Origin of the sequence: Pseudomethylobacillus aquaticus, assembly GCF_003730115.1 — a bacterium.
GTDB lineage: Bacteria > Pseudomonadota > Gammaproteobacteria > Burkholderiales > Methylophilaceae > Pseudomethylobacillus > Pseudomethylobacillus aquaticus.
The window spans coordinates 117727-143733 of record NZ_RJVP01000004.1; the positions used below are offsets into that span (position 1 = coordinate 117727).

At 58.8% G+C, this 26007-nt stretch carries 24 protein-coding genes and 1 riboswitch; of the genes, 12 read left to right on the forward strand and 12 right to left on the reverse strand.

Translation table 11 applies throughout. From position 1 onward, the window contains the following. Window positions 1-227 precede the first annotated feature (227 nt). On the reverse strand, window positions 228-1766 hold the full coding sequence (gene ilvA / locus ED236_RS08630) for a threonine ammonia-lyase, biosynthetic (protein WP_338053166.1): 1539 nt from the start codon (window positions 1764-1766) through the stop codon (window positions 228-230). 68 nt (window positions 1767-1834) lie between these two features. Here ilvA and rpiA point away from each other — a divergent pair, with 68 nt between their 5' ends. From rpiA to ppx, 3 genes are all read left to right on the forward strand, one after another. Next, window positions 1835-2491, forward strand: coding sequence for a ribose-5-phosphate isomerase RpiA (gene rpiA, locus ED236_RS08635; protein ID WP_123237571.1), 657 nt, complete (start codon window positions 1835-1837; stop codon window positions 2489-2491). Between the two features lie 127 nt (window positions 2492-2618). Then, the gene (gene phoU, locus ED236_RS08640; protein ID WP_123237572.1) at window positions 2619-3326 is read left to right on the forward strand and encodes a phosphate signaling complex protein PhoU; all 708 of its coding nucleotides are present in this window, start codon (window positions 2619-2621) and stop codon (window positions 3324-3326) included. 32 nt (window positions 3327-3358) lie between these two features. Beyond that, on the forward strand, window positions 3359-4852 hold the full coding sequence (gene ppx / locus ED236_RS08645; RefSeq protein WP_123237573.1) for an exopolyphosphatase: 1494 nt from the start codon (window positions 3359-3361) through the stop codon (window positions 4850-4852). 92 nt (window positions 4853-4944) lie between these two features. Here the strand turns inward: ppx and ppk1 are convergent, their stop codons facing one another. The 4 genes from ppk1 to ED236_RS08665 form a co-directional block, all read right to left on the reverse strand. Then, a complete protein-coding gene (gene ppk1 / locus ED236_RS08650; protein WP_123237574.1) occupies window positions 4945-7047 on the reverse strand; it encodes a polyphosphate kinase 1 in 2103 nt (700 codons plus the stop codon). Between the two features lie 68 nt (window positions 7048-7115). Then, window positions 7116-7388 carry an oxidative damage protection protein gene (locus ED236_RS08655; RefSeq protein ID WP_123237575.1) on the reverse strand — a complete coding sequence of 91 codons (273 nt, stop codon included), beginning with the start codon at window positions 7386-7388 and terminating at the stop codon, window positions 7116-7118. A gap of 260 nt (window positions 7389-7648) precedes the next feature. Further along, window positions 7649-9826: a TonB-dependent receptor gene (locus ED236_RS08660; protein ID WP_240032090.1), complete on the reverse strand. Its 2178-nt coding sequence runs from the start codon at window positions 9824-9826 to the stop codon at window positions 7649-7651. A 62-nt stretch (window positions 9827-9888) separates the two neighbouring features. Further along, a complete protein-coding gene (locus ED236_RS08665) occupies window positions 9889-10197 on the reverse strand; it encodes a hypothetical protein (protein ID WP_123237576.1) in 309 nt (102 codons plus the stop codon). A 429-nt stretch (window positions 10198-10626) separates the two neighbouring features. Here ED236_RS08665 and ED236_RS12385 point away from each other — a divergent pair, with 429 nt between their 5' ends. Together ED236_RS12385 and sseB are read left to right on the forward strand one after the other, a co-directional pair. Beyond that, complete coding sequence (locus ED236_RS12385) at window positions 10627-11103, forward strand: hypothetical protein (RefSeq protein ID WP_148042275.1); 477 nt, start codon at window positions 10627-10629, stop codon at window positions 11101-11103. Between the two features lie 841 nt (window positions 11104-11944). Then, on the forward strand, window positions 11945-12745 hold the full coding sequence (sseB, locus tag ED236_RS08670) for an enhanced serine sensitivity protein SseB (RefSeq protein ID WP_123237577.1): 801 nt from the start codon (window positions 11945-11947) through the stop codon (window positions 12743-12745). 230 nt (window positions 12746-12975) lie between these two features. On the opposite strand, the gene ED236_RS08675 is transcribed toward sseB, so the two are convergent. From ED236_RS08675 to ED236_RS08695, 5 genes are all read right to left on the reverse strand, one after another. Beyond that, a complete protein-coding gene (locus ED236_RS08675; RefSeq protein WP_123237578.1) occupies window positions 12976-13557 on the reverse strand; it encodes a superoxide dismutase in 582 nt (193 codons plus the stop codon). A 306-nt stretch (window positions 13558-13863) separates the two neighbouring features. Continuing rightward, entirely contained in the window at window positions 13864-14769 is a 906-nt protein-coding gene (gene xerC, locus ED236_RS08680; protein WP_123237579.1) for a tyrosine recombinase XerC, read from the reverse strand. Between the two features lie 61 nt (window positions 14770-14830). After that, window positions 14831-15514 (reverse strand): DUF484 family protein, encoded by a 684-nt coding sequence (locus ED236_RS08685; RefSeq protein WP_123237580.1) that lies wholly within the window; start codon window positions 15512-15514, stop codon window positions 14831-14833. 39 nt (window positions 15515-15553) lie between these two features. Further along, window positions 15554-16414: a diaminopimelate epimerase gene (gene dapF / locus ED236_RS08690; protein WP_123237581.1), complete on the reverse strand. Its 861-nt coding sequence runs from the start codon at window positions 16412-16414 to the stop codon at window positions 15554-15556. Between the two features lie 34 nt (window positions 16415-16448). Continuing rightward, window positions 16449-17270 carry a lysophospholipid acyltransferase family protein gene (locus tag ED236_RS08695; RefSeq protein WP_123237697.1) on the reverse strand — a complete coding sequence of 274 codons (822 nt, stop codon included), beginning with the start codon at window positions 17268-17270 and terminating at the stop codon, window positions 16449-16451. 131 nt (window positions 17271-17401) lie between these two features. On the opposite strand from ED236_RS08695, the gene metK reads away from it, so the two are divergent. The 4 genes from metK (at window position 17402) to metF (ending at window position 21659) form a co-directional block, all read left to right on the forward strand. Further along, window positions 17402-18577 carry a methionine adenosyltransferase gene (gene metK, locus ED236_RS08700; protein ID WP_123237582.1) on the forward strand — a complete coding sequence of 392 codons (1176 nt, stop codon included), beginning with the start codon at window positions 17402-17404 and terminating at the stop codon, window positions 18575-18577. Window positions 18578-18649: 72 nt separating this feature from the next. Next, window positions 18650-18740, forward strand: a riboswitch (S-adenosyl-L-homocysteine riboswitch). An 87-nt stretch (window positions 18741-18827) separates the two neighbouring features. Next, complete coding sequence (ahcY, locus tag ED236_RS08705) at window positions 18828-20237, forward strand: adenosylhomocysteinase (protein ID WP_123237583.1); 1410 nt, start codon at window positions 18828-18830, stop codon at window positions 20235-20237. A 194-nt stretch (window positions 20238-20431) separates the two neighbouring features. Further along, on the forward strand, window positions 20432-20776 hold the full coding sequence (locus ED236_RS08710; RefSeq protein WP_123237584.1) for a phage holin family protein: 345 nt from the start codon (window positions 20432-20434) through the stop codon (window positions 20774-20776). A gap of 37 nt (window positions 20777-20813) precedes the next feature. Then, window positions 20814-21659, forward strand: a complete 846-nt coding sequence (gene metF / locus ED236_RS08715; RefSeq protein ID WP_123237585.1) for a methylenetetrahydrofolate reductase [NAD(P)H] — start codon at window positions 20814-20816, stop codon at window positions 21657-21659. Window positions 21660-21774: 115 nt separating this feature from the next. Here the strand turns inward: metF and ED236_RS08720 are convergent, their stop codons facing one another. Beyond that, window positions 21775-22224, reverse strand: coding sequence for a Smg family protein (locus ED236_RS08720; RefSeq protein WP_123237586.1), 450 nt, complete (start codon window positions 22222-22224; stop codon window positions 21775-21777). A gap of 26 nt (window positions 22225-22250) precedes the next feature. Continuing rightward, window positions 22251-23357, reverse strand: a complete 1107-nt coding sequence (gene dprA / locus ED236_RS08725; RefSeq protein WP_420820420.1) for a DNA-processing protein DprA — start codon at window positions 23355-23357, stop codon at window positions 22251-22253. A 149-nt stretch (window positions 23358-23506) separates the two neighbouring features. On the opposite strand from dprA, the gene def reads away from it, so the two are divergent. The 3 genes from def to htpX all read left to right on the forward strand — a co-directional run bounded on the left by def (window position 23507) and on the right by htpX (window position 26005). Beyond that, complete coding sequence (def, locus tag ED236_RS08730) at window positions 23507-24010, forward strand: peptide deformylase (RefSeq protein WP_123237588.1); 504 nt, start codon at window positions 23507-23509, stop codon at window positions 24008-24010. A 36-nt stretch (window positions 24011-24046) separates the two neighbouring features. After that, entirely contained in the window at window positions 24047-25021 is a 975-nt protein-coding gene (gene fmt, locus ED236_RS08735) for a methionyl-tRNA formyltransferase (RefSeq protein WP_123237589.1), read from the forward strand. 147 nt (window positions 25022-25168) lie between these two features. After that, entirely contained in the window at window positions 25169-26005 is an 837-nt protein-coding gene (htpX, locus tag ED236_RS08740) for a zinc metalloprotease HtpX (protein WP_123237590.1), read from the forward strand. Window positions 26006-26007 lie beyond the last annotated feature (2 nt).

A 26007-nucleotide genomic window follows, 5' to 3' on the forward strand; every position in this document is an offset into this window, starting at 1 on the left:
GGATATAGATAGCAAAAAGCATACTAGTCGGTATATCCCCGCCAAATCAGCCTGCGCTGCCAGGCACGGGGGTATCGCAGGCTGATAGCAGCCGCCAATCGGCTGATTACAGCCACAACACCTGAGGTGCTGGGATTGGCCATGCGATCATGCATGTGCCTGACTGCTGAGCCAGACTTAGCCCGGAAACGAGATTTGTTCACAAGCAGGCTAAGCGAAAGCCAGGCTCAGCCCAGAAACAGCGTGTATGCCGGATTATCCGTCTCGTCCGACCACGGGTAGCCCAGCTTGTGCAGGAACGCATCGAAATCCGCCATTTCCTCCGGCGGCACCTGCATGCCGATCAGCACGCGGCCAAAGTCGGCCCCGTGGTTACGGTAGTGGAACAGGCTGATGTTCCAGTGATGTTCCATCTGATCCAGAAACTGCATCAGGGCGCCCGGACGTTCCGGGAACTCGAAGCGGTAGACACGCTCGTGCCGGGTCAGTGCAGAGTGCCCACCTACCAGGTGGCGCACATGCAGCTTGGCCATTTCGTTGTCCGTCAGGTCCACCGCGGGCAGGCCGTGCTGCTGGAACAGCTGCACCAGCTGTTCGGATTCGGTGCGGTTGCGGATGGCCAGGCCTACGAAGATGTGCGCCGCGCTGGCGTCGGCAAAGCGGTAATTGAATTCGGTGATGCTGCGGTTGCCCAGCAAGCGGCAAAAGGCTTTGAACGAGCCCGGGGTCTCCGGGATGGTGACGGCCAGTACCGCTTCGCGCAGTTCGCCGATCTCGGCGCGCTCGGCCACGAAGCGCAGCCGGTCGAAGTTCATATTGGCCCCCGAAGCGATGCCGATCAGGGTCTTGCCCTGCAGGCCATGGCGTTTGACGTATTCCTTGATGCCGGCCGTAGCCAGCGCACCGGCTGGCTCCAGGATGGAGCGCGTGTCCTCGAACACATCCTTGATGGCCGCGCAGATGGCGTCGTTATCCACCACGATCATGTCGTCCACATACTGCTGACACAGCGCGAAGGTGTGCTCGCCCACCTGTTTGACGGCAGCGCCGTCGGCGAACAGACCCACTTGCGACAGGGTGACACGGTGGCCCATCTGCAGCGATTGCGTCATGGCGTCGGCATCCTCGGCTTCCACGCCGATGACCTTGATCTCCGGACGCAGGCGTTTCACATACGCGGCGATGCCCGCGATGAGGCCGCCTCCACCCACGCAGCAGAAGATGGCATGGATGGGGTCCGGGTGGTCGCGCAGGATCTCCATGGCGATGGTGCCCTGACCGGCGATCACGTCCGGATCGTCATACGGGTGCACAAAAGTGAGTCGCTGGGACTGTTCCAGTGCCAGCGCATGCACGTAAGCATCGGAGTAGGAGTCACCGAACAGCACCACTTCGGCACCACGGCTCCTCACCGCATCCACCTTGATCAGTGGCGTGGTGGTGGGCATCACGATGACGGCACGGCAGGCCAGTTTCTGTGCTGCCAGCGCCACGCCCTGGGCATGGTTGCCAGCCGAGGCGGCGATCACCCCGCGGGCGCGGGCCCCGGGCGAAAGCTGGACCATCTTGTTGTAAGCGCCGCGCAGCTTGAAGGAGAACACGGGCTGCATGTCCTCGCGCTTGAGCAGCACGCGGTTGCCCAGGCGCGCCGACAGGTTGGGCTGCAGATCCAGCGGGGTTTCGCTGGCCACGTCGTATACCCGCGCGGTCAGGATTTTTTCCAGGTAGTCGTTTTTCATCGGCGGGTTGGGCGTGTATGATTGAATATTGGTTGTAATTATAAATAAAACACGTCATTAAAAGATTTAATGCGCTTTTTGCGGAGTATTTGATTATGGCAACACAAGACGAACTCAAACAACAGGTGGCTGAAGCCGCCATCGCGTATGTGAAAGAAGGCATCATCGGCGTGGGCACCGGCTCCACCGCCAACTACTTCATCGACGCACTGGCCAAGGTCAAAGGCAAGATCGATGGCGCGGTCGCCAGCTCCGAAGCCACCGCGCAGCGTCTGCGCAGCCATGGTATCCCGGTATTCGATCTGAACAGTGTAGACAGCCTGGAGATCTATGTGGACGGTGCAGACGAGATCACCGAACACATGCACATGCTGAAAGGCGGCGGCGGTGCGCTGACGCGTGAAAAGATCGTCGCTGCGGTGGCCAAAAAATTCATCTGTATCTGTGATCAGACCAAGCTGGTGCCGGTGTTGGGCGCGTTCCCGCTGCCGGTCGAAGTGATCCCCATGGCGCAATCGCAAGTGGCGCGTGCGCTGGTCAAGCTGGGCGGTATCCCCAAGCTGCGCGACTTCACCACCGACAACGGCAACAAGATCCTGGATGTTACTGGCCTGAAGATCATGGACCCGGTGGCGCTGGAAGCGCAAATCAATCAACTGGTCGGCGTGGTCACCAATGGCCTGTTCGCGGCACGTCCAGCCGATGTGCTGCTGCTGGCGACCCAGGATGGCGTGAAGACCTATCAGCGCTGATCGCGCCTGAAGTTTGCCCTGATGGGTGTGCATGACGATTTGTCGTTAAATTGTCATAATGGAACGCTAGGCTGTCACGTCCAACACACTGGGCGTGACTGCCTCAATTCTCACAAGGAATCGCAACATGCAATTTGAACACACCTACAAACAATATGATGCCGAGCTCGAATCGGTGCGCGCCAAAGTGCTGGAGATGGGCGGTCTGGTAGAGCAGCAGATCGTCAACGCGCTGGAGGCCCTGGTCACTACCAACCCCACCATGGCCGATAGCGTCATCAAGAATGATGTGCGCGTGAACGCGCTGGAAGTGCAGATCGACGAAGATTGTAACCACATCATCGCACGCCGCCAGCCAGCCGCAGGTGACCTGCGCATGATCATGATGGTGGTCAAAACCATCACCGATCTGGAACGTATCGGCGACGAAGCCACCAAGATCGCCCGTGTGGCACAGAAGATCTACGAATCGGACCGTATGTTCGTGCCGCGTTTCACCGAGATCAAGAGCATGATCAGCCTGGTGTGTGAAATGCTGCGTACCTCGCTGGACGCGTTCGCGCGTCTGGACGTGACCAATACCACTGATGTCGCCCGCAAGGACGAGCTGGTGGATGATCAGTTCCGTGCTGCCATGCGTCAGCTCATCACCTTCATGCTGGAAGACCCGCGCACCATTTCCATGTCGCTGGAAGTACTGTTCGTGGCCAAAGCGGTCGAGCGTATCGGCGACCATGCCAAAAACATCGCCGAGTACGTGATCTATATGGTCAAGGGCAAAGATGTGCGCCATACTTCGCTTGAAGTGATGGAACGCGAAACCCAGAAATCCTGACCTCCCCATGATCCACTGCAGCAAGGACTGAATTGTCGAATCAGAATAACAGCATTTCGGAAATTGCAGCGGTAGATCTGGGTTCCAACAGTTTCAGGCTGCAGCTGGCGCATGTGGTGGACGGCCAGCTGTTCTTTCATGACTCACTGCGCGAGGCGGTGCGTCTTGGGGCTGGCCTGGACGCCAACAAATTTCTCAGTAGCGAAGCCCAGCAGCGTGCCATCGATTGCCTGCGCCGCTTTGGCGAGCGCCTGCGTGGCTTCCCTCCGCAGGCCGTGCGTGCTGTTGCCACCAATACCTTCCGTGTCGCCAAGAACGCCAGCCAGCTGCTGGCCGACGCCGAGGCGGCATTGGGTTTCCCGATCGAGATCATCGCTGGCCGTGAAGAGGCACGCATGATCTATGTGGGTGTCAGCCATGGCCTGCCCATCGCAGAACACAAGCGACTGGTCATCGACATCGGCGGCGGCTCCACCGAATTCATCATCGGGCAGGGCATCGCACCGCAGCGCATGGAAAGCCTGTATATGGGCTGCGTGAGTTTCAGCCTGCGCTTCTTCCCGGATGGCAAGATCACCGAACGTGCGCTGGAGCAGGCCGAGATCGCCGCCGCCAGCGAGATCCAGAACATCCGTCCCCATTTCACTGCCGCACATTGGCAGGAAGCCGTGGGCTCATCCGGCACGGCACGCGCACTGGGCGAGATCATCCGCCTCAACGGCTGGAGCGAGGGCGAGATCACCCTGGACGGCCTTAATCAATTGCGTGCGCAGCTGCTCAAAGCGCGTGACAGCAAAAAGCTGCAACTGGAAGGCTTGAGTACCGACCGTGCAGCAGTGTTGCCGGGCGGGCTGTGCATCATGAAAGCCGCCTTCGAGGCACTGGGCATCACCCGCATGACTGCCGCGACTGGTGCTTTGCGCGAGGGTGTGCTGTACGAGCTGCTGGGGCGCATGGAACATCACGACATCCGTGAGCACACGGTGCGCAGTTTCATGCGCCGTTACCATGCCGACCATGCCCAGGCCAAACGCGTGCAGAAGCTGGCTGAGCAGTTCCTGTCGCACATCAGCGACCAGTTGCGCATGTCACACGACACGGCGCGCCAGTGGCTGCACTGGGCCATCCGGCTGCACGAGATCGGCATCTCCATTGCGCACAGCGGCTATCACAAGCACTCGGCGTATATCGTGGAGAATGCAGACATGCCCGGCTTTTCACGCATGGAGCAGGAAACCCTGAGCCTGCTGGTGCGTGCGCAGCGCCGCTCACTGAGCAAGATCACGCTGCCACCTGCGGAACATGATTATCTGACCCTGATCATGGTGATGCGCTTGTCCATCCTGTTCCAGCGCAACCGGCTGGACGACGCGCCGCCGCAGTTGCATCTGTACCGCGAAGCGCCCGGTCATTACCGCTTGCAGATCCAGGCTGGCTGGCTGGCGCATAACCCATTGACGCAGGCCGAACTGAGCAACGAGATCGACTACTGGCAGCTGGTGAATGTCAGCCTCAAGCTGAGCTGACTCTGACGCAAGGCGAAGCCGGATCATGCTTTCGGTACAAATAAAAACGCCCTGCTAGCAGGGCGTTTTTATTTGTGGAGTCAGGCTAGCGCTTACTCGCGCGGCGTGGGGGCTATCTCCGGTAGCACGCTCACACCATGTTGCAACATCAGCTGTTCCTGCGCGCTGAAGCCCAGCCCACGCCGTGAGAAACGTGGCTTGAAGCTACCATCGGGCTGCATCTCCCAGGCGTTCAGATTGTCTTTGAGGTAAGGCAGCAGACCTTCCTGCATCACGCGCTTTTTCACCTTGCCATCCAGCAGCGGGAAGCATACTTCGATGCGGCGGAAGAAGTTGCGGTACATCCAGTCGGCGCTGGACAGGTAAACATCTTCTGCCCGGTCGTTATAAAAGTAGAAGATGCGCGTGTGTTCGAGGAAGCGGCCCACGATGGAGCGCACCGTGATGTTGTCAGAAACGCCAGGGATGCCAGGCTTGAGCGCGCACACGCCACGCACCAGCAGGTCGATCTGCACACCTGCGCTGGAGGCGTCATACAGCGCACGGATCACGTCGGCATCCAGCAGCGAGTTCATCTTGGCGATGATGTGGGCTTTTTTACCCGCCTTGGCGATCTCGGCCTCATTGTTGATGGCCTTGATCAGGCGCTGGTGCAGCGTGAACGGCGATTGCCACAGATGCTTGAGCTTGCTGGCCTTGCCCAGCCCGGTCAGCTGCGCGAACACATCGTTGACGTCGGTGCCGATCTCTTCATGGCAGGTCAGCAGGCCGAAATCGGTGTAGATGCGTGCCGTGCGCGGGTGGTAGTTGCCAGTGGAAAGGTGCACATAACGGCGCAACTTGTCGTCGTCACGGCGCACCACCATGGCCATCTTGGCGTGGGTCTTGTGGCCCACCACACCGTAGATCACGTGCGCACCGGCCTGTTCCAGCTTGGCGGCCCAGTTGATGTTGGCCTCTTCATCGAAGCGCGCGAACAGTTCCACCACCACGGTCACTTCCTTGCCACGCTGCGCCGCTTCGATCAGCGACTGCATCAGCGTGGAATCGGAGCTGGTACGGTAAAAGGTCTGCTTGATGGCCAGCACCTGCGGGTCGGCCGCGGCCTGGCGGATGAATTCCACCACCGGCGAGAACGACTGGAACGGGTGATGCAGCAGAATATCCTGCTTGCGGATGGCCTTGAAGATATCCGGCTGCTTGCTCAGTTCTTTAGGCTGGCTGGATTTGTAAGGTGGGTACTTGAGGTCAGGGCGCTCCACGGAATCCGGGATCTGCATCAAACGCACCAGATTCACCAGGCCGTTCACCTGATACAGATCCTCGGTACTCAAGCCGAACTGGCCGAGCAAAAAGCTGGACATCTCGGCCGGGCAACTGTCGGCCACTTCCAGGCGTACGCCGTCACCATACTGGCGATGCGACAGCTCGCCCTGCAGCGCGATGCGCAGGTCTTTGGTGTCTTCATCGTCCAGCGTCAGGTCGCTGTCGCGTGTGACACGGAACTGGTAGCAGCCCTTGACCTGCATGCCAGAGAACAGCTCGTCCACATGCGCATGCAAAATGGAAGACAGGAACACAAAGCCGTAGTCGCAACCCGCGATGCTTTGCGGCAGGCGGATCACACGCGGCAGTGCGCGCGGCGCCTGCACGATGGCCACGCCGGAATTGCGGCCGAAGGCGTCCTTGCCCTCCAGCTCCACAGCAAAATTCAGACTCTTGTTGAGCACGCGCGGGAACGGGTGTGCCGGGTCCAGACCGATAGGGGTGAGGATGGGCATCAGCTCGCGGAAGAAATATTCGCGGATCCACTCGCGCTGCGTGTCGTTCCAGGAGCCACGGCGCAGGAAGCGGATATCGTGTTCGGCCAGCTTGGGCAGCACCTGCTCGTTGAGGATGCTGTACTGCTTTTCTACCAGCGCATGCGCTTCCTGGCTGATGCGCGCAAAGGCCTGCTTGGGCAGCAGGCCGTCTGCGCCGGTGTGGCTGGACTGAAAGCGGATCTGTTCCTTGACGCCCGCCACGCGCACTTCAAAGAACTCGTCCATATTGCTGCTGAAGATGCACAGGAACTTGAGGCGTTCCAGCAGGGGCACGCGCTCGTCCTCGGCTTGCGCAAGGACGCGGCGGTTGAAGGCAAGCAGCCCTAATTCACGATTAACGAAATATTCAGGATTCACTTGAGAGCGCGCCACTTATAAAGCCCTCACTTTATGTCCGAATTGTGACGTTAATATGAAAACACCATGGATGGTGAGGCCGTTCAGGCTTTGGGCGGCACGTAGCCGGAGGCGGTGTCTGCGCCGTCACCGAAGAAGTAGGCTTCGGTCTGCTGCGACAGGTATTTGCGCGCTGCCGGGTCGGCCAGGCTCAGGCGGTTCTCGTTGACCAGCATGGTTTGCTGCTTGAGCCAGCCAGCCCACGCCTCTTTGGACACATGCTCATAGATGCGCTTGCCCAGCTCGCCGGGATAGGGAGGGAAATCCATGCCATCAGCCTCGCGGCCCAGTTTTACACAGTGTACGGTACGTGCCATTGCAGTTCTCTCAAAGGGGTTCGATCAAGCCTCACATGATAGCGCAAGCCCGGCAGGGCGGCGCAATGGATAGCGCAAACCCGATAAAGCAGCGCATAAGTAAAGCGTATGCCCGGATGGACATCACATGCCACAGTACAAGCTGAAGAGGCGGCATGCCCGCCGCCATCTTTGCGGGGCGGGTACGCCTTGCACAGACCGCCCGTTATCAGCCCACGACATCACTAGAAACCCTGGCCTGCCGCCGCAGGCCAGGCCGTTTAGAACTCGCCGCGCAGGCCGAACACCACCGCACGCCCACCCGACATCGAGATGTCCTTGAGGAAGGATGTGTGTTCGCGGATCTCGTCATCCAGCAGGTTGCGCGCCTTGGCGAAGGCTTCCAGCGTGAAGCTGGTGGGCAGGCGGTAGGTCAGCGTGGCATCCAGACGCGTATAACCATCGGTGGCCAGCTCGTTGTCTGCCGTGCGGCCCTGATTGAACGCGCGTAACAGGTCAACACGTGCGCCGAACCGGTTCAAGCTGTAGTCTAAACCGACCCCCACACGCAGCGGTGCGATACGCGGCAGCGCTTCGCCAGTGTCGCGGTTGGTGGCACGTACATAGTCACCCCGCAAGCGCATGTCCAGCGCACCTGCCTGTTCGTAGATGCGGAACTTGCCTTCCGCTTCCACGCCACGGAACACGGCAGGCACCGCCAGGAAGCTGGCTTCCGGCAGGATCTCCTCGCCAGAGCCGTCCGCCACGCCATCGTTGTCCGCATCCACCGGGTTCAGCTCGCCATCCAGGCCACGGTTATTGCCAGTGTTGGCCAGGCTGATGAAGTTACGGAAACGGGTGTAATAGGTGCCCACGCTGAACGAATTGTTACCGGATTTCCAGCGCAGTTGCGCATCGATGCCGTTGGCGACTTCCTTGTTCAACTCACCGTCACCCAGTTCGAACTGGCCGGTGGCCAGGTGCGGGCCATTGGCATACAGCTCGAAGTAGCTGGGCGCGCGTTCGTTGTGCGACAGGTTGCTGGAGATGGACCATTGCTGGTCGATGGCAAACAGCGCGCCAGCCGAGTAGCTGTTGGGGCGGAAGCGGTTCTCATCGGCCGGGCCGAAACGGCCACCACCGGCAGAATCCACATTCACCACCTCGGTGCGGGCACCAAAGCTCAGCTTGAGCGCGTCGCGGTTCAGCAGGTTGATGGGCAGCTCTTCATACAGATACAGCGCTTGGCTCTTGGTGGTGTTGCTAGGCACAAAAGCCTCGTCACCCAGCGCGCTGAAACGGCTGTTCTGTACCTGATAACCGATCACGCCCGTCATGCGGCCGATATTGCCATGCGTGGCTTCCAGCGAGCCTTCCACCCCCTTGTTGGCGAAAGTGGTGCCCACGGCGCCGTCTTCCAGCTCCTGATGCTGGTAGTCGGTGTGCGCCAGCTTGAGCTTGATGCCCTTGATCACCGTGCCCAGATCGGTGAACTCGGTGGCGGCATCCCAGCGGTCGCTCTTTTGCACGATGCGCACGCCGGGCTCGGCCACGGTGCCGTATTCATTGTTGAAGGTGGAGAACGACATGCCGGCATAGCCGTTCTCGAAGTTCAGCGAGCCGCCGATGGCGCCGCCGTCGGCCTGGGCATCACTGTTGACCAGCTTGCCGCGATTCTCGCGCACCGTGCCATCGGCACGGCTCTTGCGCGACGAAACCGCAAAACCCGGAATATCCAGATCATCGGTCTTGCGTGTGTAGGCATCGGCGTGGATGGTGAACAAGCCGTTACCGGCATCCAGCACCACGGCGGCATTGCGGCGACTGTCCGCGCCGCCGGCACTCACTTCACCACGCCCGGTCACGCCGTCGATGGCCTGCTTGGGGATGCGATGGTCGATGGCGTTGACCACGCCACCCACGGCGCTACCGCCGTAGAGCAATGCCGCCGGGCCACGTACCACATCGATCTGCTCGATGATGATGGGGTCCACCGCCACGGCATGGTCGAAGCTGAGGCTGGAAGCATCCAGCACGCCCAGCCCGTTCTGCAGGATGCGGATGCGGTCGCCGTCGAGGCCGCGTATCACCGGTCTGGAGGCGTTCGGGCCGAAGCTGCTGGCGCTCACGCCGGGAATGCCGTCCAGCGTTTCGCCCAGCGTGCTCTCACGCTTCAGCGACAGCTCGCGGCCGTTCAGCACGGCCACAGGCACCACCATCTCGTCCGAATCCACGCCCAGCGGGTTGGCGGTCACCGCCACGGGTGCCAGTTGAATGGCTGGCCCGGTAGCGGGCTTTTTGTCTTGCGCCGTTGGTTTGGTGGTGGTGGGTTTGATCTCTTCAGCAGCAAGGCTGCCAGCGTAGAACAGGCCGGGGCTGGCCAGCGCCAGGCTCACGGCCAGCGCAATCGACGTGCGTGCAGGTGACAGCGTCACCGGCGTATAGGGGTGTTTCATCATAACCTCGCAAAAAAATGGCATGGTCAGTCAGCGCGGTGCGCGTGACTGAGTCAGGGACAGATTCAGGCGAGGCTGGGCGGAGCGCGCGCGCGGTAAGCGTTCAGCGCGCCTTGACGGTATTGAAGTGCGGGGGAAGTGGCGACCTTGATCGCCGAGGTGGGCGTCACTGCGAAGGTGAATTCGCTGGCGCCGGTGCCGATCAGCTGGGCATGGCCCAGGCACTGCTCACACAGCGGCGAATGCGGCGCCTGATCCTGCGATTGCTGCTGCGTATCCGCATCCGCATAGTGCGAAAGCGCGTGCACGGCCGCACCCTGCTGGGCAAAAACCAGCAGGAAAACGAACAGCAGATGCAGGAAGTAACGGCGCATAGAGCGGGATTCTAACAAAAAGTCACCGAACGACAACCAGGTTTCAGCGCAGCGCGTGAATGTTTCATGAAACTGTCATGGATAAAAGGCGCTTAAAAATGGCCTGCTGGCGGCCATGTTTTGCTTCTATTCAGCCCCCACTTTCGTGGGGGTGGCTTGCCGTTTCAGGCGCTCAACGTGTTTAATGGAGTGACTGAATCGTGTTGGCTAAAACAACCCGAATCGGGGTGCTGGTGGTGTTGGTAAGATCAGGAGCAATGCTGGCTGTTGGCCTTGGCAGTTATTGCCAGAGAAGGTGGGCTAAAAATCAATAACATCATGAAAGTAAAGGATATTTAATGATAATTTCTTGTTTATACACCAGACCCACTAAATTATTAGGTATGTTAGTTGGTGTCTAGTTTACGTTAGCACTCAAAGGAAATGCTCATGGATCTGTTTTGCTTTGCATCAAGAAACGTCGAAAACATAAAACGAGGAATTGACCATCAACTATGGGCAGTTGGCACATTGCCAAATCAGCAATCTATGGCAGGCCGCATAACGAAAGCACAGAGGTATCTTCGGCCAGGAGCATTTGGAGTTATCTATTGCAATCCACTACATGCATTTACAACACCATTCATTATCCGCTCACATGCAGACCCTGCTGCCGTGGTCAATGATGTTTGGCCAGAATCATGGCGGCTACCCTTTAAAATCGAAACACTTGGCGATATGTCAAAATTATTACCTGCGGAAGAGGCAAAGGCAAGATGGCCGATTCTGCAAAAGCGTCTGGAAAGAAATTCTGGCCGAGGTGGTGTAAGTGCTGCAATGAATATCACTGGAACCACAGTTTTTGTTCCTGTACCAATTACTCATGAAGACTGGGAAATTATTTGCCAAGACCTAGCTACAAAATAACGCCGTAGGGCGTACCCACTTGCGGTTCGCCGCACGGAAATAATCGCTTAATCACACCATGGATTACCGTCGCGCATGGCTTGGTAAGGCATGTAAAAGAGTTGCCATATTCAACTTTTCACACATTGGTTGAACAACGTGTTTGCCCAGAAGACTGGGGTGGTGGGATTGAGGGTATGTTGGCTTATGAAGATTGATGAAGTGTTGAATTGTTCATACGGCGTACCGCAAGCGGGTACGCCCTACGGCGCTGTCACGGATTAAATGCACTTAAAAATGGCCTGCTAGTGGCCATGTTTTGCTTCAACTCTATTACCACTTTCGTGGGGGTGGCTTGCTGTTTCAGGCACTCAACGTGTTTAATGGAGTGGCTGAATCGTGTTGGCTAAATCAATCCGAATCGGGGTGCTGGTGGTGTTGGTAAGATCAGGAGCAATGTTGGTGTGTTGGCCTTGGCACTTATTGCCAGCGATGGTTGGCTAAAAATAAATAACATCATGAAAGTAGAGGATATTTAATGATAATTTCTTTTTTATACACCAGACCCACTAAATTATTAGGTATGTTAGTTGGTGTCTAATTTACGTTAGCCAGCAATAATCATGATGCCGACAAGAAAGGTAGTTCTGGTAATAGCAGCTGTAGCGGTGGTTCTGATAGCGGCTGCTTTTGTCGCAATGGTTATTTCTCTTCCAGCACCTGGGGTTTAGGGCAATGGCCAAGGCAAACATCTCTTTCCTTGCTCTGCAGGCTAACCCATCAGTCAAGCGGGGCTGGGTTACAGCGCGCTTCGCACGCCTCCAGCCAGCCCCTTACTTTCGACGTTATGTACATTGAACCTATGCCTCAATTGGATATTGAAGAAAACCCGTTAGAGCTTGCTTTGAGACTAGCTGCTGATGCGTCGGCATATCGCCCCGACTTCTACAGAGCGCTGCTTGACTCAACCGTCTTTATTTTGGGTCACTCTGACGGCTCATATACGGGGGAGAAAACCTTGGACACTGGGGAGGAAGTCTCTATCCAAAATTGGACTCGTGCAGACGGGTCGCCAGTGATTCCCTTTTTTAGCTCGCTTCATTCTCTGCAAAAGGCGATTGATGAAGAAGTCACTTATATGGCGCTTCCTGCCAAGTCGCTCTTCGAAATGACACGGGGGGCAACTTTGATGCTGAACCCGAAACTCGCTTATGGAAAAGAGTTTTTCCCAAATGAAATTGAGGCGCTGCTGTCTTATGGAATTAATCGACTTCCAGAGCAACGCGTAACTAAAAAGGCGACTCAAGTCTTGTTAGGGCAGCCTGCGAACTACCCCGAAAAGATGGTCGACTCTTTGACATTGCTTTTCTCGAAACGAGAGAATGTAAAGGCTGCATACCTGACCCTTATGCACGATCCGTCTAATGATGAAAAGCCACATCTTGTGGTTGGAGTTGAGGCAGACGGCGATATCGAATCTGTGATTCGGGAAGCTGGAGTGGTCGCCTGGGATACGTCGCCAAACGGCGAGCCTGTTGATTTATACCGTGTTGCACGAGACGAGAAGGGATTGAGCGAGTACTTCTTGCGTGAGGTAAAGCCTTTCTATGAACGTCGATGGGGAAGTAAGCTTAAATCTTTCTTCGGTATTGGCCGTGCATAACATCTCGGTCAAGCAAGCGTAGGGCGCAATAACCACCGGGCATTGCGCTGTAGTCCTCTCATTCATTTTGATATGCCGCTCTGGCGTAATACGCTTCGCTATTGCGCCCTACGAAATACTACGAAGTACGGTTGGCTTGAGTTCTGAATGCAAAAAGGGCATGTACCAATCGGTACATGCCCTTTCCATTTCTTGCTCAGGCGACCTTACCGCATCGCCTGTTGTGTCACTTAAGCCGCGAAGTTAGCCGCAACAAAATCCCAGTTCACAATGGTCCAGAACTCTTCTGCATATTTGGCGCGCGCATTGCGGTAATCCACGTAGTAAGCGTGTTCCCATACGTCTATGGTCAGCAGCGGGGTCTGGCCGCTGGTGAGCGGGGTGCCGGCGTTGCTGGTGCTTTCCAGGCTTAGCGAGCCGTCCTTGTTCTTGACCAGCCATGCCCAGCCGGAACCGAAGGTGGTGATGGCTTTTTGCGTGAATTGCTTCTTGAATTCGTCAAAGGAACCGAAGGCCTTGTCGATGGCGGCTGCCAGTTCGCCGCTTGGAGCGCCGCCGCCGTTAGGCTTCAGGCCGTTCCAGTAGAAGGTGTGGTTCCATACTTGCGCGGCGTTGTTGAAGATGCCGCCGGAGGATTTCAGCACGATCTCTTCCAGGGTGGCGTTCTCGAACTCGGTGCCCTTGATCAGGTTGTTCAGGTTGGTGACATAGGTCTGGTGATGCTTGCCGTAGTGGAAGTCGATGGTTTCGGCAGAAATGACCGGGGCCAGTGCGTCTTTTGCATACGGCAGGGGTGGCAGGGTGTGTTCCATTGAAGATCCTCACAAATGTTAAATAATCAGGTAAATCCCGGGCTAGCGTTGCGACTACCGCTTTGTTAAATATTTTGCCACAGAATACAGGCAGGCAAACCGCTAGTTTGCCTGGCCGCACACAAGATGCAGCGCGTGCCAGCCTTATAGCTGGTGGCGACAGGCCATTATTTCAACGCTTGAGGCCACAAGCCGTGGGCGGGTCATGCAACATGGCCCATGCCCAGATTGCCACAACAACGTGTCATTCAATGTGCGGCTGGTGACATACAAGCCAGTGACATGCAGGCCCGCGCTGGCAGGAGCTTATTTCTTGCGTGCGCGTGGGTGCGCCGCATCGTACACCTTGGCCAGGTGGTGGAAGTCCAGGTGCGTATACACCTGCGTGGTGCTGATGTTGGCGTGGCCCAGCATCTCCTGCACGGCGCGCAGGTCACCGCTGGATTGCAGCACATGGCTGGCAAAGCTGTGGCGCAGCATGTGCGGGTGCAGGTCGATGTTGATGCCTTGCTTGATGGCCCATTCCTTGAGGCGGTATTGCACCGAGCGGCCGGTCAGGCGTTTGCCGCGCTGATTGATGAACATGGCCTGCTCCGCTGGCGGGCACATCAGGCTGCGCGCCACAAGCCAGCGCTGGATTGCGCTGATGGCGTGGCTGCCCACCGGCACGATGCGGGTTTTGTTGCCTTTGCCGGTGACCACCAGCGTGGCGTTGCGGATATCGAGCGCGTTGAGGTTGAGCCCCACCAGCTCGGAAAGACGCAGGCCCGAGGAGTACAACAGTTCCAGCATGGCGCGGTCGCGCAGACTCAGCGCGTCGTCACCTTGTATCTCCACCAGCATCACCGCCTGATCCGCCGACAGTGCCTGTGGGAGTGGCTTGGCGGCTTTGGGTGCGCGCAGGCCGGTGCACGGGTTGTCTGTCATGCCGTGACGTTCTCCCAGGTAATGGAAGAAACCGCGCCAGGCAGACAGGGTGCGGGCGATGGATCGGCTGCCCATGCCGCGACCATGCAGCGTGGCGATGTGGCGGCGCATGTGGTTCACGGTGAGCTGCGTCAGGCCCTGTTTGACCGGTTGATCCTCCAGCAGGCTGAACAGCAGCTTGAGGTCGCGTGCGTAATGCGTGCAGGTAAGCTGACTCAGGCCGCGCTCATGCCGCAGATGGCTGAGGTAGGCCTCCAGATAAGCATGCTGCGCGTCGGTGGTCATGGTGTAAGCGCTTCAGTCTATCGGTCAGCAAATCAATCGGCGAGCTAGCCTGCTGGAACCGCTAAGGCAGGTGCGAGATCAGCGCAGCGCTGACCAGCTCACCGATGCGTTTGAGGTATAGCGTGCCCATGCCGCTGTAGAAGCGCTCGGCGTCCGGCGCGGCCAGCGCCAGCAGGCCGAATACACGCTCGCCACGCAGGCTGATCAGCGCGCAGGAGAGCGGTGTGGCATCAGCCGGGAACATGCCAGGCAGGGCCACAGGTGGCAAGGGGCCGCAGTAGGGGGCCTTCTGGCTGCTGGTCCATTCGCGCAATTCCGCCGGGCAGGGGCGTAGCGCCGGGTGGCTGCTGTGCACACTGGTGCTGTCGCTCCACAGCTGGATGCCCACGTAGGGGATCTTGAAATCTTCCAGCAGGCTGACCTGCATCAGTTGCAGCAGCACGGCAAAATTGTCCGAGGCCAGCAGGCCCAGGCTGAGCCTGTGCACTTTGTCGCTGATGCTGTCGTTCTCTTCACCGAAGCGCATCAGTTCCGCGAGGCGTGCTTCCAGTACGCGGATCTTGTCGCGCTGTGCCAGTTGCTGGCGCTCTGCCAGAGAAACCGTGCCGCTGCCATGCTGGCTGGGCAGGTACATATCGGCAAGCAGCGCCTGATGGCGCTCAAAGAACTGCGGGTTCTGCTGCAGGTAAGCGCTGACTTCGGCCTCCGCGTTGATGTCGCTGTCTGTTGCGTTGTGTTCTTGCATTTTCAAGTCCTTCATCTGTGCCGTTATGGGGGCGCTGGATCAGCGCACCGGCGAGGTCTGGCTGAACAGGGCGGTGTCGAACTCGCCCTCGAATACGGTCACGGCCGGGCCGGTCATCATCACCGGCTGGCCCGGGCCGGCCCAGTCTATGGTGAGGTCGCCACCACGTGTGCTCACCGTGACCGGCGAGGTCAGTTGGCCCAACTGGATACCCGCCACCACGGCGGCGCAGGCGCCCGTGCCGCAGGCCAGCGTCTCGCCGCTGCCGCGCTCGAATACACGCAGCCGGATGTGCTGAGGTTGCACCACCTGCATGAAGCCTGCGTTCACATGTTGCGGAAAGCGCGGGTGCGCTTCGATCTGCGGGCCTTGCGTGGCCACCGGGGCGGTGTCTACATCGTCCACCACTTGCACCGCATGCGGGTTGCCCATGGAGACGGTGCTGATCATCACGGTCGCATCAGTGAGCGTCAGCGCATATTGCCCGGCCTGTGTGTCGCTGACGAACGGGATCTCGGCTGGCGCGAAGCGCGGTGCGCCCATGTTCACGGTGACCAGGCCGTTCTGCTCCAATCTGGGCTGGATGATGCCAGAGGCGGTTTGCACCACGATCTGCGATTTTTGCGTCAGGCCCTGTTCGTGCACGAAGCGCACGAAACAGCGCGCGCCATTGCCGCATTGCTCTACTTCGCCGCCGTCGGCATTGAAGATGCGGTAACGGAAATCCACGTCGGCAGCATCGGCACGCTCTACCAGCAGTAGCTGATCGAAGCCGATGCCGAACTGGCGGTGGGCGAGCAGACGGATCTGCTCCGGCTGCAGGGCGATGGTTTGCGAGCAGGCGTCGATGACCATGAAGTCATTGCCCAGGCCGTGCATCTTGCTGAAACGGATTTTCATGATGTGATGCTTGTATCTGAATTGAGGGGCGGGCTCAAGGTTTTTTGAACCGACGGTAGTTCCACAGGTATTGCTCAGGCTTGCTACGCACCAGCTGCTCGACGGCATTGTTGATGCCTTGCGGGCTGAGGTCGCCGGTCAGTGGCTGCAAATGCAGTACAAAGCCGCGACCCCAGCTCAGGCGTTCGCCGAACACCAGGATGGTGTCCACGTTGGGCAGTTGTGCCAGCTTGCTGGCCAGTGTCATGGTGTAGGCCGGGTAATCGAAAAAACGCGCCCACACGCCTTCGTCCTTTTCCGGTACCTGGTCAGGCAGCACGCCGATGGCTTCGCCACGTTTGAGGCTGCGCATCAGTTCACGTATGCCGCCCAGTGTGGTCGGCACCTGACGCATCTGGCCACGATTGCGGCCCAGTGCGGTCAGGCGTTGCAGCCAGGGCTGGCGTGGCGGGCGGAACAGCACATTGATGGGGTGATGTGCCGCGTAGTAGCGTGCGGTGATCTCGTAACAGCCCAGGTGCGGCGTTAGGAACACGATGCCGCGCTTTGCCGCATGGGCAGCTTCCACATGCTCCCAGCCATGCACCTGTTTGACCCAGCCCAGCACTTGTTCGGCTGGGCGGAACCAGATGGCGAAAGTCTCCATCAGGCCTTTGCCGGTCTCGCTGGTGCTGAGGCGCATGAGCCGACGGCTGGCGGCGCTGGTGCTGGTGATGTTGGTGATACGGATGTTGCTGCGTGCAGTTTGCCGGAACTTTTGCGAGCTAAGACGCATCATCCATCCAGCTACAACGCCTGCTGCGTGGATCGCAGGCAGTGGCAGGCGGGAGAAAGCATGGAATAAGAGCTCAAGCATGAATATCTTTTGCAAAACTTGCGACTTTGCTATTCTACCCAGTCTTTTTGGTCAAGTCTTTTACCAGCCCGTCCATCGGGGTCGCGGAAGCGCTTGAAACTGCACACGCTTAACGCTACGAGATTGTTTTAATGAACGAATATCTATTTACTTCCGAATCGGTTTCCGAGGGTCACCCGGACAAGGTGGCGGACCAGATCTCCGATGCCATCCTGGATGCCATTCTGGCGCAGGATCCGTATGCCCGCGTGGCCGCTGAAACACTGGTGACCACCGGTCTGGTGATCCTGGCGGGTGAGATCACCACCAAGGCCCAAGTGGATTACGCCCGAGTGGCGCGCGACACCATACGCCGCATCGGTTATGCCGACCCCACGCTGCGCTTCGATGCCGATGGTTGCTCGGTGCATGTGTGCTACGGTCAGCAAAGTCCCAACATCGCGCAGGGTGTGGACCGCGCGTCTGATGATTACCTGAATCAGGGTGCTGGCGATCAGGGCCTGATGTTCGGTTATGCCTGCGATGAAACGCCTACCCTGATGCCTTTGCCTTTGTACCTTTCGCATCGTCTGGTCGAGCGTCAGTCGCAACTGCGCAAGGATGGCCGTCTGCCATGGCTGCGTCCGGATGCCAAAAGCCAGGTCACGGTCAAGTATGTGGACGGCAAGCCGTTCTCCATCGACACCGTGGTGCTGTCCACCCAGCATAGCCCGGAGTTCAGCTCCGATGCCAAGCAGGAAGAGCTGCGTGCACTGGTCATCGAACACATCATCAAGCCGGTGCTGCCAGCCGAGCTGATCAAGGGCGATATCCAGTATCTGGTCAATCCCACCGGTTGTTTCGAGATCGGTGGCCCGCACGGCGATGCTGGCCTCACCGGCCGCAAGATCATCGTGGATACCTACGGCGGCGCTGCACCGCATGGTGGCGGCGCATTCTCCGGCAAGGACCCGTCCAAGGTGGACCGTTCTGCTGCCTATGCTGCCCGCTACGTGGCCAAGAACATCGTCGCGGCTGGCCTGGCGCAGCGTTGTCTGGTGCAGGTGTCGTATGCGATCGGTGTGGCCAAGCCAACGTCCATCATGGTGGAAACCTATGGCACCGGCAAGGTGTCCGATGCCAGGCTGACCGAACTGGTGCAAGCGCATTTCGACTTGCGCCCCAAGGGCATCGTGCAAATGCTGGACCTGCTGCGTCCCATCTACAGCAAGACGGCCGCCTACGGCCACTTCGGCCGTGACGAGCCAGAGTTTACCTGGGAGGCGTTGGATAAAGCCTCTGCCCTTAAGGCCGCTGCAGGACTGTAATTCGCAAGGCTGCCAGGTCAGACCAGATGGCCTGACTTGGCGGGCAAGCAAACAAGCCTTATAATTCAATTATTAACCGAGGAACGCTGCGAGGCGCACATCAGGTGCCCCCAGGCTCGGTTGTCAAAGCAGTCCACCGCTTTGCGAACGGCGTTCACTTATTTAACTCGTGCCGGACACGGGAAATGGGTGAAGCAAGCGCCAGTCGCAACTCCATTCCCTTCCGTCACGCATTCATTTGAGAGAAACCATGAATACTGTGACCGACATTCAAGATTACGTAGTAGCCGATATGAGCCTCGCCGACTGGGGCCGTAAAGAGATCGCCATCGCCGAGACCGAGATGCCCGGCCTGATGGCTATCCGCGAAGAATACGCGCTGACCAAGCCACTCAAGGGCGCGCGCATCACCGGCTCCCTGCACATGACCATACAGACCGCCGTGCTGATCGAGACCCTGAAAGACCTGGGTGCGGATGTACGCTGGGCGTCCTGCAACATCTTCTCTACGCAGGACCATGCCGCTGCCGCGATTGCAGCGACCGGCACCGCCGTGTTCGCGATCAAGGGCGAAACGCTGGAAGAGTACTGGGATTACACCCACCGCATCTTTGAATGGACGGATGGCGGCTACTCCAACATGATCCTGGACGATGGTGGCGATGCCACCTTGCTGCTGCACTTGGGCACCAAGGCCGAGAGCGATATCAGCGTGCTGAATCATCCCGGCTCCGAAGAAGAGACCTGCCTGTTCAACGCCATCAAGGAAAAGCTCAAGGTCGATCCGACCTGGTACTCCACGCGTCTCAAGCACATCAAGGGTGTGACCGAAGAGACCACTACCGGCGTGCACCGACTGTACCAGATGCACAAGGAAGGCCGTCTGGCGTTCCCGGCCATCAACGTCAACGATTCCGTGACCAAGTCCAAGTTCGATAACCTGTACGGTTGCCGCGAATCGCTGGTGGATGGCATCAAGCGCGCCACCGATGTGATGATCGCTGGCAAAGTGGCGGTGGTGGCAGGTTACGGTGACGTGGGCAAGGGCTCTGCCCAGGCGCTACGCGCCTTGTCTGCGCAGGTGTGGGTGACCGAGATCGACCCGATCTGTGCACTGCAGGCGGCCATGGAAGGTTACCGTGTGGTGACCATGGATTATGCGGCTGAACATGCGGACATCTTCGTGACCGCCACCGGCAACTACCATGTGATCACCCATGACCACATGGCGCGTATGAAGGATCAGGCCATCGTCTGCAACATCGGCCACTTCGATAATGAGATCGATGTGGCGGGTATCGAGAAGTACCAGTGGGAAGAGATCAAGCCGCAGGTCGATCATGTGATCTTCCCAGACGGTAAACGCATCATCCTGCTGGCCAAGGGCCGCCTGGTGAACCTGGGTTGTGGTACCGGTCATCCGTCCTACGTGATGTCCAGCTCCTTTGCCAACCAGACCATCGCCCAGATCGAGCTGTACAGCAACACGGCCGCTTACCCGGTCGGGGTGTATACACTGCCCAAGCATCTGGATGAGAAAGTGGCGCGCCTGCAACTGAAGAAACTGAACGCCCAGCTGACCGAGCTGAGTGATCAGCAGGCGGCTTACATCGGGGTGACCAAGCAAGGCCCGTTCAAGCCAGAGCACTATCGTTACTAAACAGCCAATCCGTGGTGGCCGTGCCTTGATCGGCGGCCGGCGCAGGAGGGTCAGCAACAAGCAGGCTTGGCAATAAGCAGGATTAGCAAGCCTTGTCCGGGGGGCTGGTGTTGCAACGGTGTTCAAGTTACCGTTGCCTTACCAGTCCTATTGCTAAGCTGGTTTGTACGTTAGTCCAACTCGAAGGAGGCACCATGAAATTGCTAGTCGTCTGGTTGTTGAACGCACTGGCCTTGCTGGCCGTGGCTTATCTGATGCCATCCATCCAGGTGGCAGGCTTCACTGGGGCACTGATCGCAGCGGCGGTGATCGGGCTGGTCAACATGCTGATCCGCCCTTTACTGGTGATCCTGACCTTGCCGGTCACGGTGCTGACACTGGGTCTGTTCATCTTTGTGATCAACGGTGTGTTGTTCCTGGTGGTGGGCAATCTGTTGCAGGGCTTCGAAGTGGCGAGTTTGATGGCCGGTATCATCGGTGCCGTGCTGTATAGCGTGATCTCCTGGATATTGACGGCGGTGCTGCTCGGCGACGATTGATACGTTGTCAGGGCCTACGCAGCCGCGACTAAATTAAATGAAAAGTGTACCTGTGATCAGTTTTGAGTTCTTCCCGCCCAAGACGGCGGAGGGGCAGGCCAAGTTGCGCGAAGCGCGCAGGCAGCTTGCCCTGCATCAACCCAAGTTCTTTTCCGTCACCTTCGGTGCCGGTGGTTCCACGCGTGACCGCACCATGGAAACGGTGCTGGAGATCCGCAGCGAAGGCTTTGACGCCGCGCCGCATATCTCCGGCATCTCTTCCTCGCGTGACGAGATCCGTCAGTTGCTGGACGCTTACCAGCAGCATGATATCCATCATCTGGTGGTGCTGCGCGGTGACCTGCCCTCGGGCGAAGCCAGTGTGGGGGATTTTCGCTACGCCAACGAGCTGGTGAGCTTCATCCGTGAGCACAGTGGCGACTGGTTCAATATCGAGGTGGCGGCCTATCCGGAGTTTCATCCGGAAGCCGCGTCGCCTGCAGCGGACCTGGCCAACTTCAAACGCAAGGTGGAGGCCGGTGCCAATAGTGCCATCACGCAGTATTTCTACAATGTGGATGCCTATTTCGGTTTCATGGAACAGTGTGCGGGTGCGGGCATCACCATCCCGGTGGTGCCGGGTGTGATGCCGATCTACAACTACACGCAACTGGCGCGTTTTTCGGATGTGTGTGGTGCGGAGATCCCGCGCTGGCTGCGTCTGCGTTTGCAGGAATATGCCAACGACCTGCCTTCATTGCGTGCCTTGGGCATGGATGTGGTGACGGATGTGTGTGAGCGTCTGCTCGCGGCGGGTGCGCCCGGATTGCATTTCTATACGCTGAATCAGGCCGGGATCATCTCCACCATACTGCAGCGTTTGCCGTTGCCGGCAGCCCGCTAAAGGCTTGAAGATACAAGCTTGAAACTGTGAAGGGTAGCAGCACGCTGTTCTACAGCAGCGTGTTGGTCAGGCAGGGCAGCTAACGCCCGTGCCTGATTAAGCCCTCATTGAACCTTTAGTGCAGCGTAGGCTGGCTGTCACCGAACACGGCATCTTCAACGAACAGATAGTCGTTGGCGGTGCCCTGATTGCGCAGTGCCATCAGCACGATCCAGCGCGTCTCTTCGATACCGACTTCAGGCTGTGGCAGTGCCAGTGCGCGGTCGATGACCAGTTCGCGCTGCGCCGGGCTCAGTACACGGGTCTGTTCCAGGAAGATCAGGAAACCCAGCGCCTGCTGGTTGATCTTCTTGCGCTCAGCTTCTGCGTAGATGCGCACACTGCCGGACTGTTGTGCGCTGTCTGTGGCACTCATGGCTTCCAGGGCGGTAAACCAGTCGAATGCGCCGTTGATGTCTTCTTCGTCGAAGCCCGCAGCGTAAAGCTCTTTGGACAAGGTGTGATGGTCTGGACGGACATTGACCTCGAAGTAGTTCTCAAACAGGTAGACCAGAACCTCAAACATGGAATCTCCTAAATAATTGAACAGGGTTAGGTGATTCGCTGGTAGCGCCCTCCCGGCAGAGTAGCGACTTTGCTTTCCAACTCCAGCACCAGCAGCATGGCCGAAAGGCTATCACTCGTCAAGCCGCTGGAATCGAGTAACGCTTCCAGACTGATGGGGTCGAATCCCATGATTTCAAGTAGCTGCTGACCCGGATCGTCCACTTTATTCGAAGCAAGAACAGTGCCGTTTGTATCGACTTCTGTCCCCGCAACAGGTTCATTCAGGCGGATCTCACTCAGTATATCGGCCAGATCATCGACAAGTTTAGCGCCCTGTTTGATCAGTTGGTGGCAGCCCTTGGAAAGTGGCGAGTGGATGGAGCCCGGCATGGCGAACACCTCGCGGCCTTGTTCTGCGGCCAGGCGCGCGGTGATCAGCGAGCCACTGTGCAGGTTGGCCTCCACCACCAGGCAGCCACGACTCAGGCCGCTGATCAGGCGGTTGCGTTGCGGAAAATGGGCCGCGCGCGACGGCGTGCCTAGCGGAAACTCGGAAAGCAGCAAGCCATGTTCCACGATCTGCCGCGCTAGGGCCAGATGCCGTGATGGATAGACGATATCCAGGCCAGTGCCAACCACCGCAATAGTGCCGCCAGGCGTGTCCAGTGCACCACGATGGGCCGCGCCGTCTATGCCCAGCGCCAGACCGCTCACGATGCAATGACCCTGCTGGCCCAGCGCACGCGCAAACGCCTCGGCGTTCTTGATGCCTTGCGGCGTGGCATTGCGACTGCCCACGACTGCGAGGGCCGGGCGTTTCAGCAAGGCCAGCTGGCCTTTTCCATACAGCAGGGCAGGCGGATCCGGGATCTCGAGCAGCGCTTGCGGATATTCGGCATCTGCCAGTGTGATCAGGTGGTTGCCAGCTTGCTGCAGCCATTGCAGGGTGGTGGCTGCGTCGTCCAGGTTAGGGCCAGCACGTATGGCATCGGCGACGGCATCGCTGACCACATCGCGCAACTGCGCGGTCTTTGCGGCAAAGATATGCGCTGGTTCACCGAACTGCTGCAACAGCTGGCAGATACCGCGACTGCCCAGACCGGGGATGCGGCTCAGCGCGATCCATAGCGCCTGCTCGTCCTGCAGCGGCATACTCATGTGCGTTGGAACGCGCAGCCGCGCGCTATAATGTGATATTGAGCAAAGGTGGGCACAGCCTTGGGCATAGGCGTCGCTGACTTGATATCCGGCATGACAGCCCTCACTTTGCGTCCTATCCGACAGATTTTCAAGCACCCATTATGGCACTACTACCGATACTGAAATATCCGGACAAGCGTTTGTATACCGTGGCCAAACCGGTGGCCGAGGTCAATGCGCGCATCCGCCGCCTGATCGCCGACATGGCCGAGACCATGTATGCGGCGCCCGGTATCGGCCTCGCCGCCACGCAAGTGGACGTGCACGAGCAGCTGATCGTCATCGACACCACCGAGGATAAAAGCCAGCTGCAGGTGTTCATCAACCCCAGGCTGGTCAACACTTGCGGTTCCCAGCAGTATGAAGAAGGCTGTCTGTCTGTGCCCGGCATCTACGAGAACGTGACGCGTGCCGAACGCATCACCGTGCAAGCGCTGGACGCTGACGGCAAGCCGTTCACGCTGGAAGCGGATGGCCTGCTGGCCGTGTGCATCCAGCACGAGATGGATCATCTGCTGGGCAAGGTGTTCGTGGAATATCTATCCCCGCTGAAGCAGAACCGCATCAAGACCCGCCTGAAAAAACGCCAGCGCGAGCCCGCTTAAACCCCGTCAAGTCCAATCCCGTCAAGTTCACCGCCCATGAAGATCCTATTCGCCGGTACGCCGGAATTCGCTGTCCCCAGCCTGCAGGCCCTGATCGATGCCGGCCATGACATCGTGGCGGTGTTGACCCAGCCGGATCGCCCGGCCGGACGCGGCATGAAGCTCACCCCCAGCCCGGTCAAGCAGCTGGCCTTGCAGCATGATGTGCGCGTGCTGCAACCGACCACACTCAAAGACGCGGTGGTGCAAGCCGACATCGCAGCGCTGCAGGCAGACGTGATGATCGTTGCCGCTTATGGCCTCATCATCCCCACCGTGGTGTTGCAGATGCCACGTTACGGCTGCTACAACGTGCATGCTTCCTTGTTGCCGCGCTGGCGTGGTGCCGCGCCTATCCAGCGTGCGCTGCTGGCCGGTGATGCCGAAACCGGCGTCACCATCATGGAGGTGGTGCCTGCACTGGATGCCGGCGCCATGGTGGAAAAAGGCGTGCTGCCCATAGGGCCGCGCGACACCGCACAAAGCCTGCACGATGGCCTGGCAGCGCTGGGCGCTGCCCTGATGGCAACCACCATGGACAAGCTGCAACAACAGGGCAGCTTGCCTGCCACGCCGCAGGACGAGGCGCTGGTCACCTATGCTCACAAGCTGGAAAAGGCCGAGGCTGCGATTGACTGGACCTTGAGCGCTGCCGAACTGTCACGCCGCGTGCGTGCCTACAATCCGTTCCCGGTGGCGCAGGCCACGCTGGGCGAGCGTGTCTGCAGGCTATGGATGGCGACCGATATGCCGGGCAGTGCAGCGCCTGGTCAGGTGGTCGAAGCCGGGCCGCGCTTGCTGGTGGGCTGCGGTGAGGGCTTGTTGCAGATCGAGGAGCTGCAGATGCCGGGCGGCAAACGCCTGAGTGCACGCGAGTTCCTGACTGGCCATGCCCTGCAGGCGGGCGATCGTTTCGGTCATGGTGCTGCCTTATCATCTGGTCTGTCGTCCGGCCAGTCGTCTGATTTGTAAGCCCGGTTCAAGCTGTGCTGAGTGTGCCCGGCCTGCGTCCGCTGCCTGCAGCTCAGGCGGCTTGAATTTTTTTTGTTCGGCAGCATCTATAAGAGCGAAATATGAGTGCTGTACCCTCTCGCTACAGATCATGATCAAAGGAACAACATGTTAGGAAACTGGTTTAAAACGACAGTCTTGATGGCCGGCATCGTCGTGCTGTTCGGCACGGTCGGCGCGGCCCTGGGTGGTGCAGGTGGCATGCTGATCGCACTGGCCATCGCTGCGGCCATGAATGTCTACGCCTACTGGTTCTCGGACAAAGCCGTACTGAAGATGTATAACGCACAGGAAGTGGATGCGCAGTCCGCCCCCAAGTTCTACAACATGGTGCGCGAACTGGCGCAGAACGCCCAGTTGCCCATGCCCAAGGTGTACATCATCGATGAAGCCCAGCCCAACGCCTTTGCTACCGGCCGTGACCCGGAACATGCCGCCGTGGCGGCTACCACCGGCATCATGCGCATCCTCAGCGAGCGCGAACTGCGTGGTGTGATGGCACACGAGCTGGCCCATGTGAAGCACCGTGATACCTTGATCTCCACTATCTCGGCCACCATCGCCGGTGCCATCTCTTCCATCGCCCAGTTCGGCATGCTGTTCGGTGGCCGGGACCGTGGTGTGCACCCAGCCGTGGCTATCCTGATCATGCTGTTGGCGCCCATCGCCGCCATGCTGATCCAGATGGCCATCTCGCGTGCACGCGAGTTCGAGGCCGACAAAGGCGGCGCCGAGATCAGTGGCGACCCGCAGGCACTGGCTGCCGCGCTGGAGAAGATCCACAACTATGCGCACCAGATCCCCATGGATACCGCCGAGCAACACCCGGAAACGGCGCAGATGATGATCATCAACCCGCTTTCCGCCGGCGGCCTCAAAGGCTTGTTCAGCACCCACCCGCAGACCGAAGAGCGCGTCGCGCGTCTGCTGGCGATGGCACGCTGATC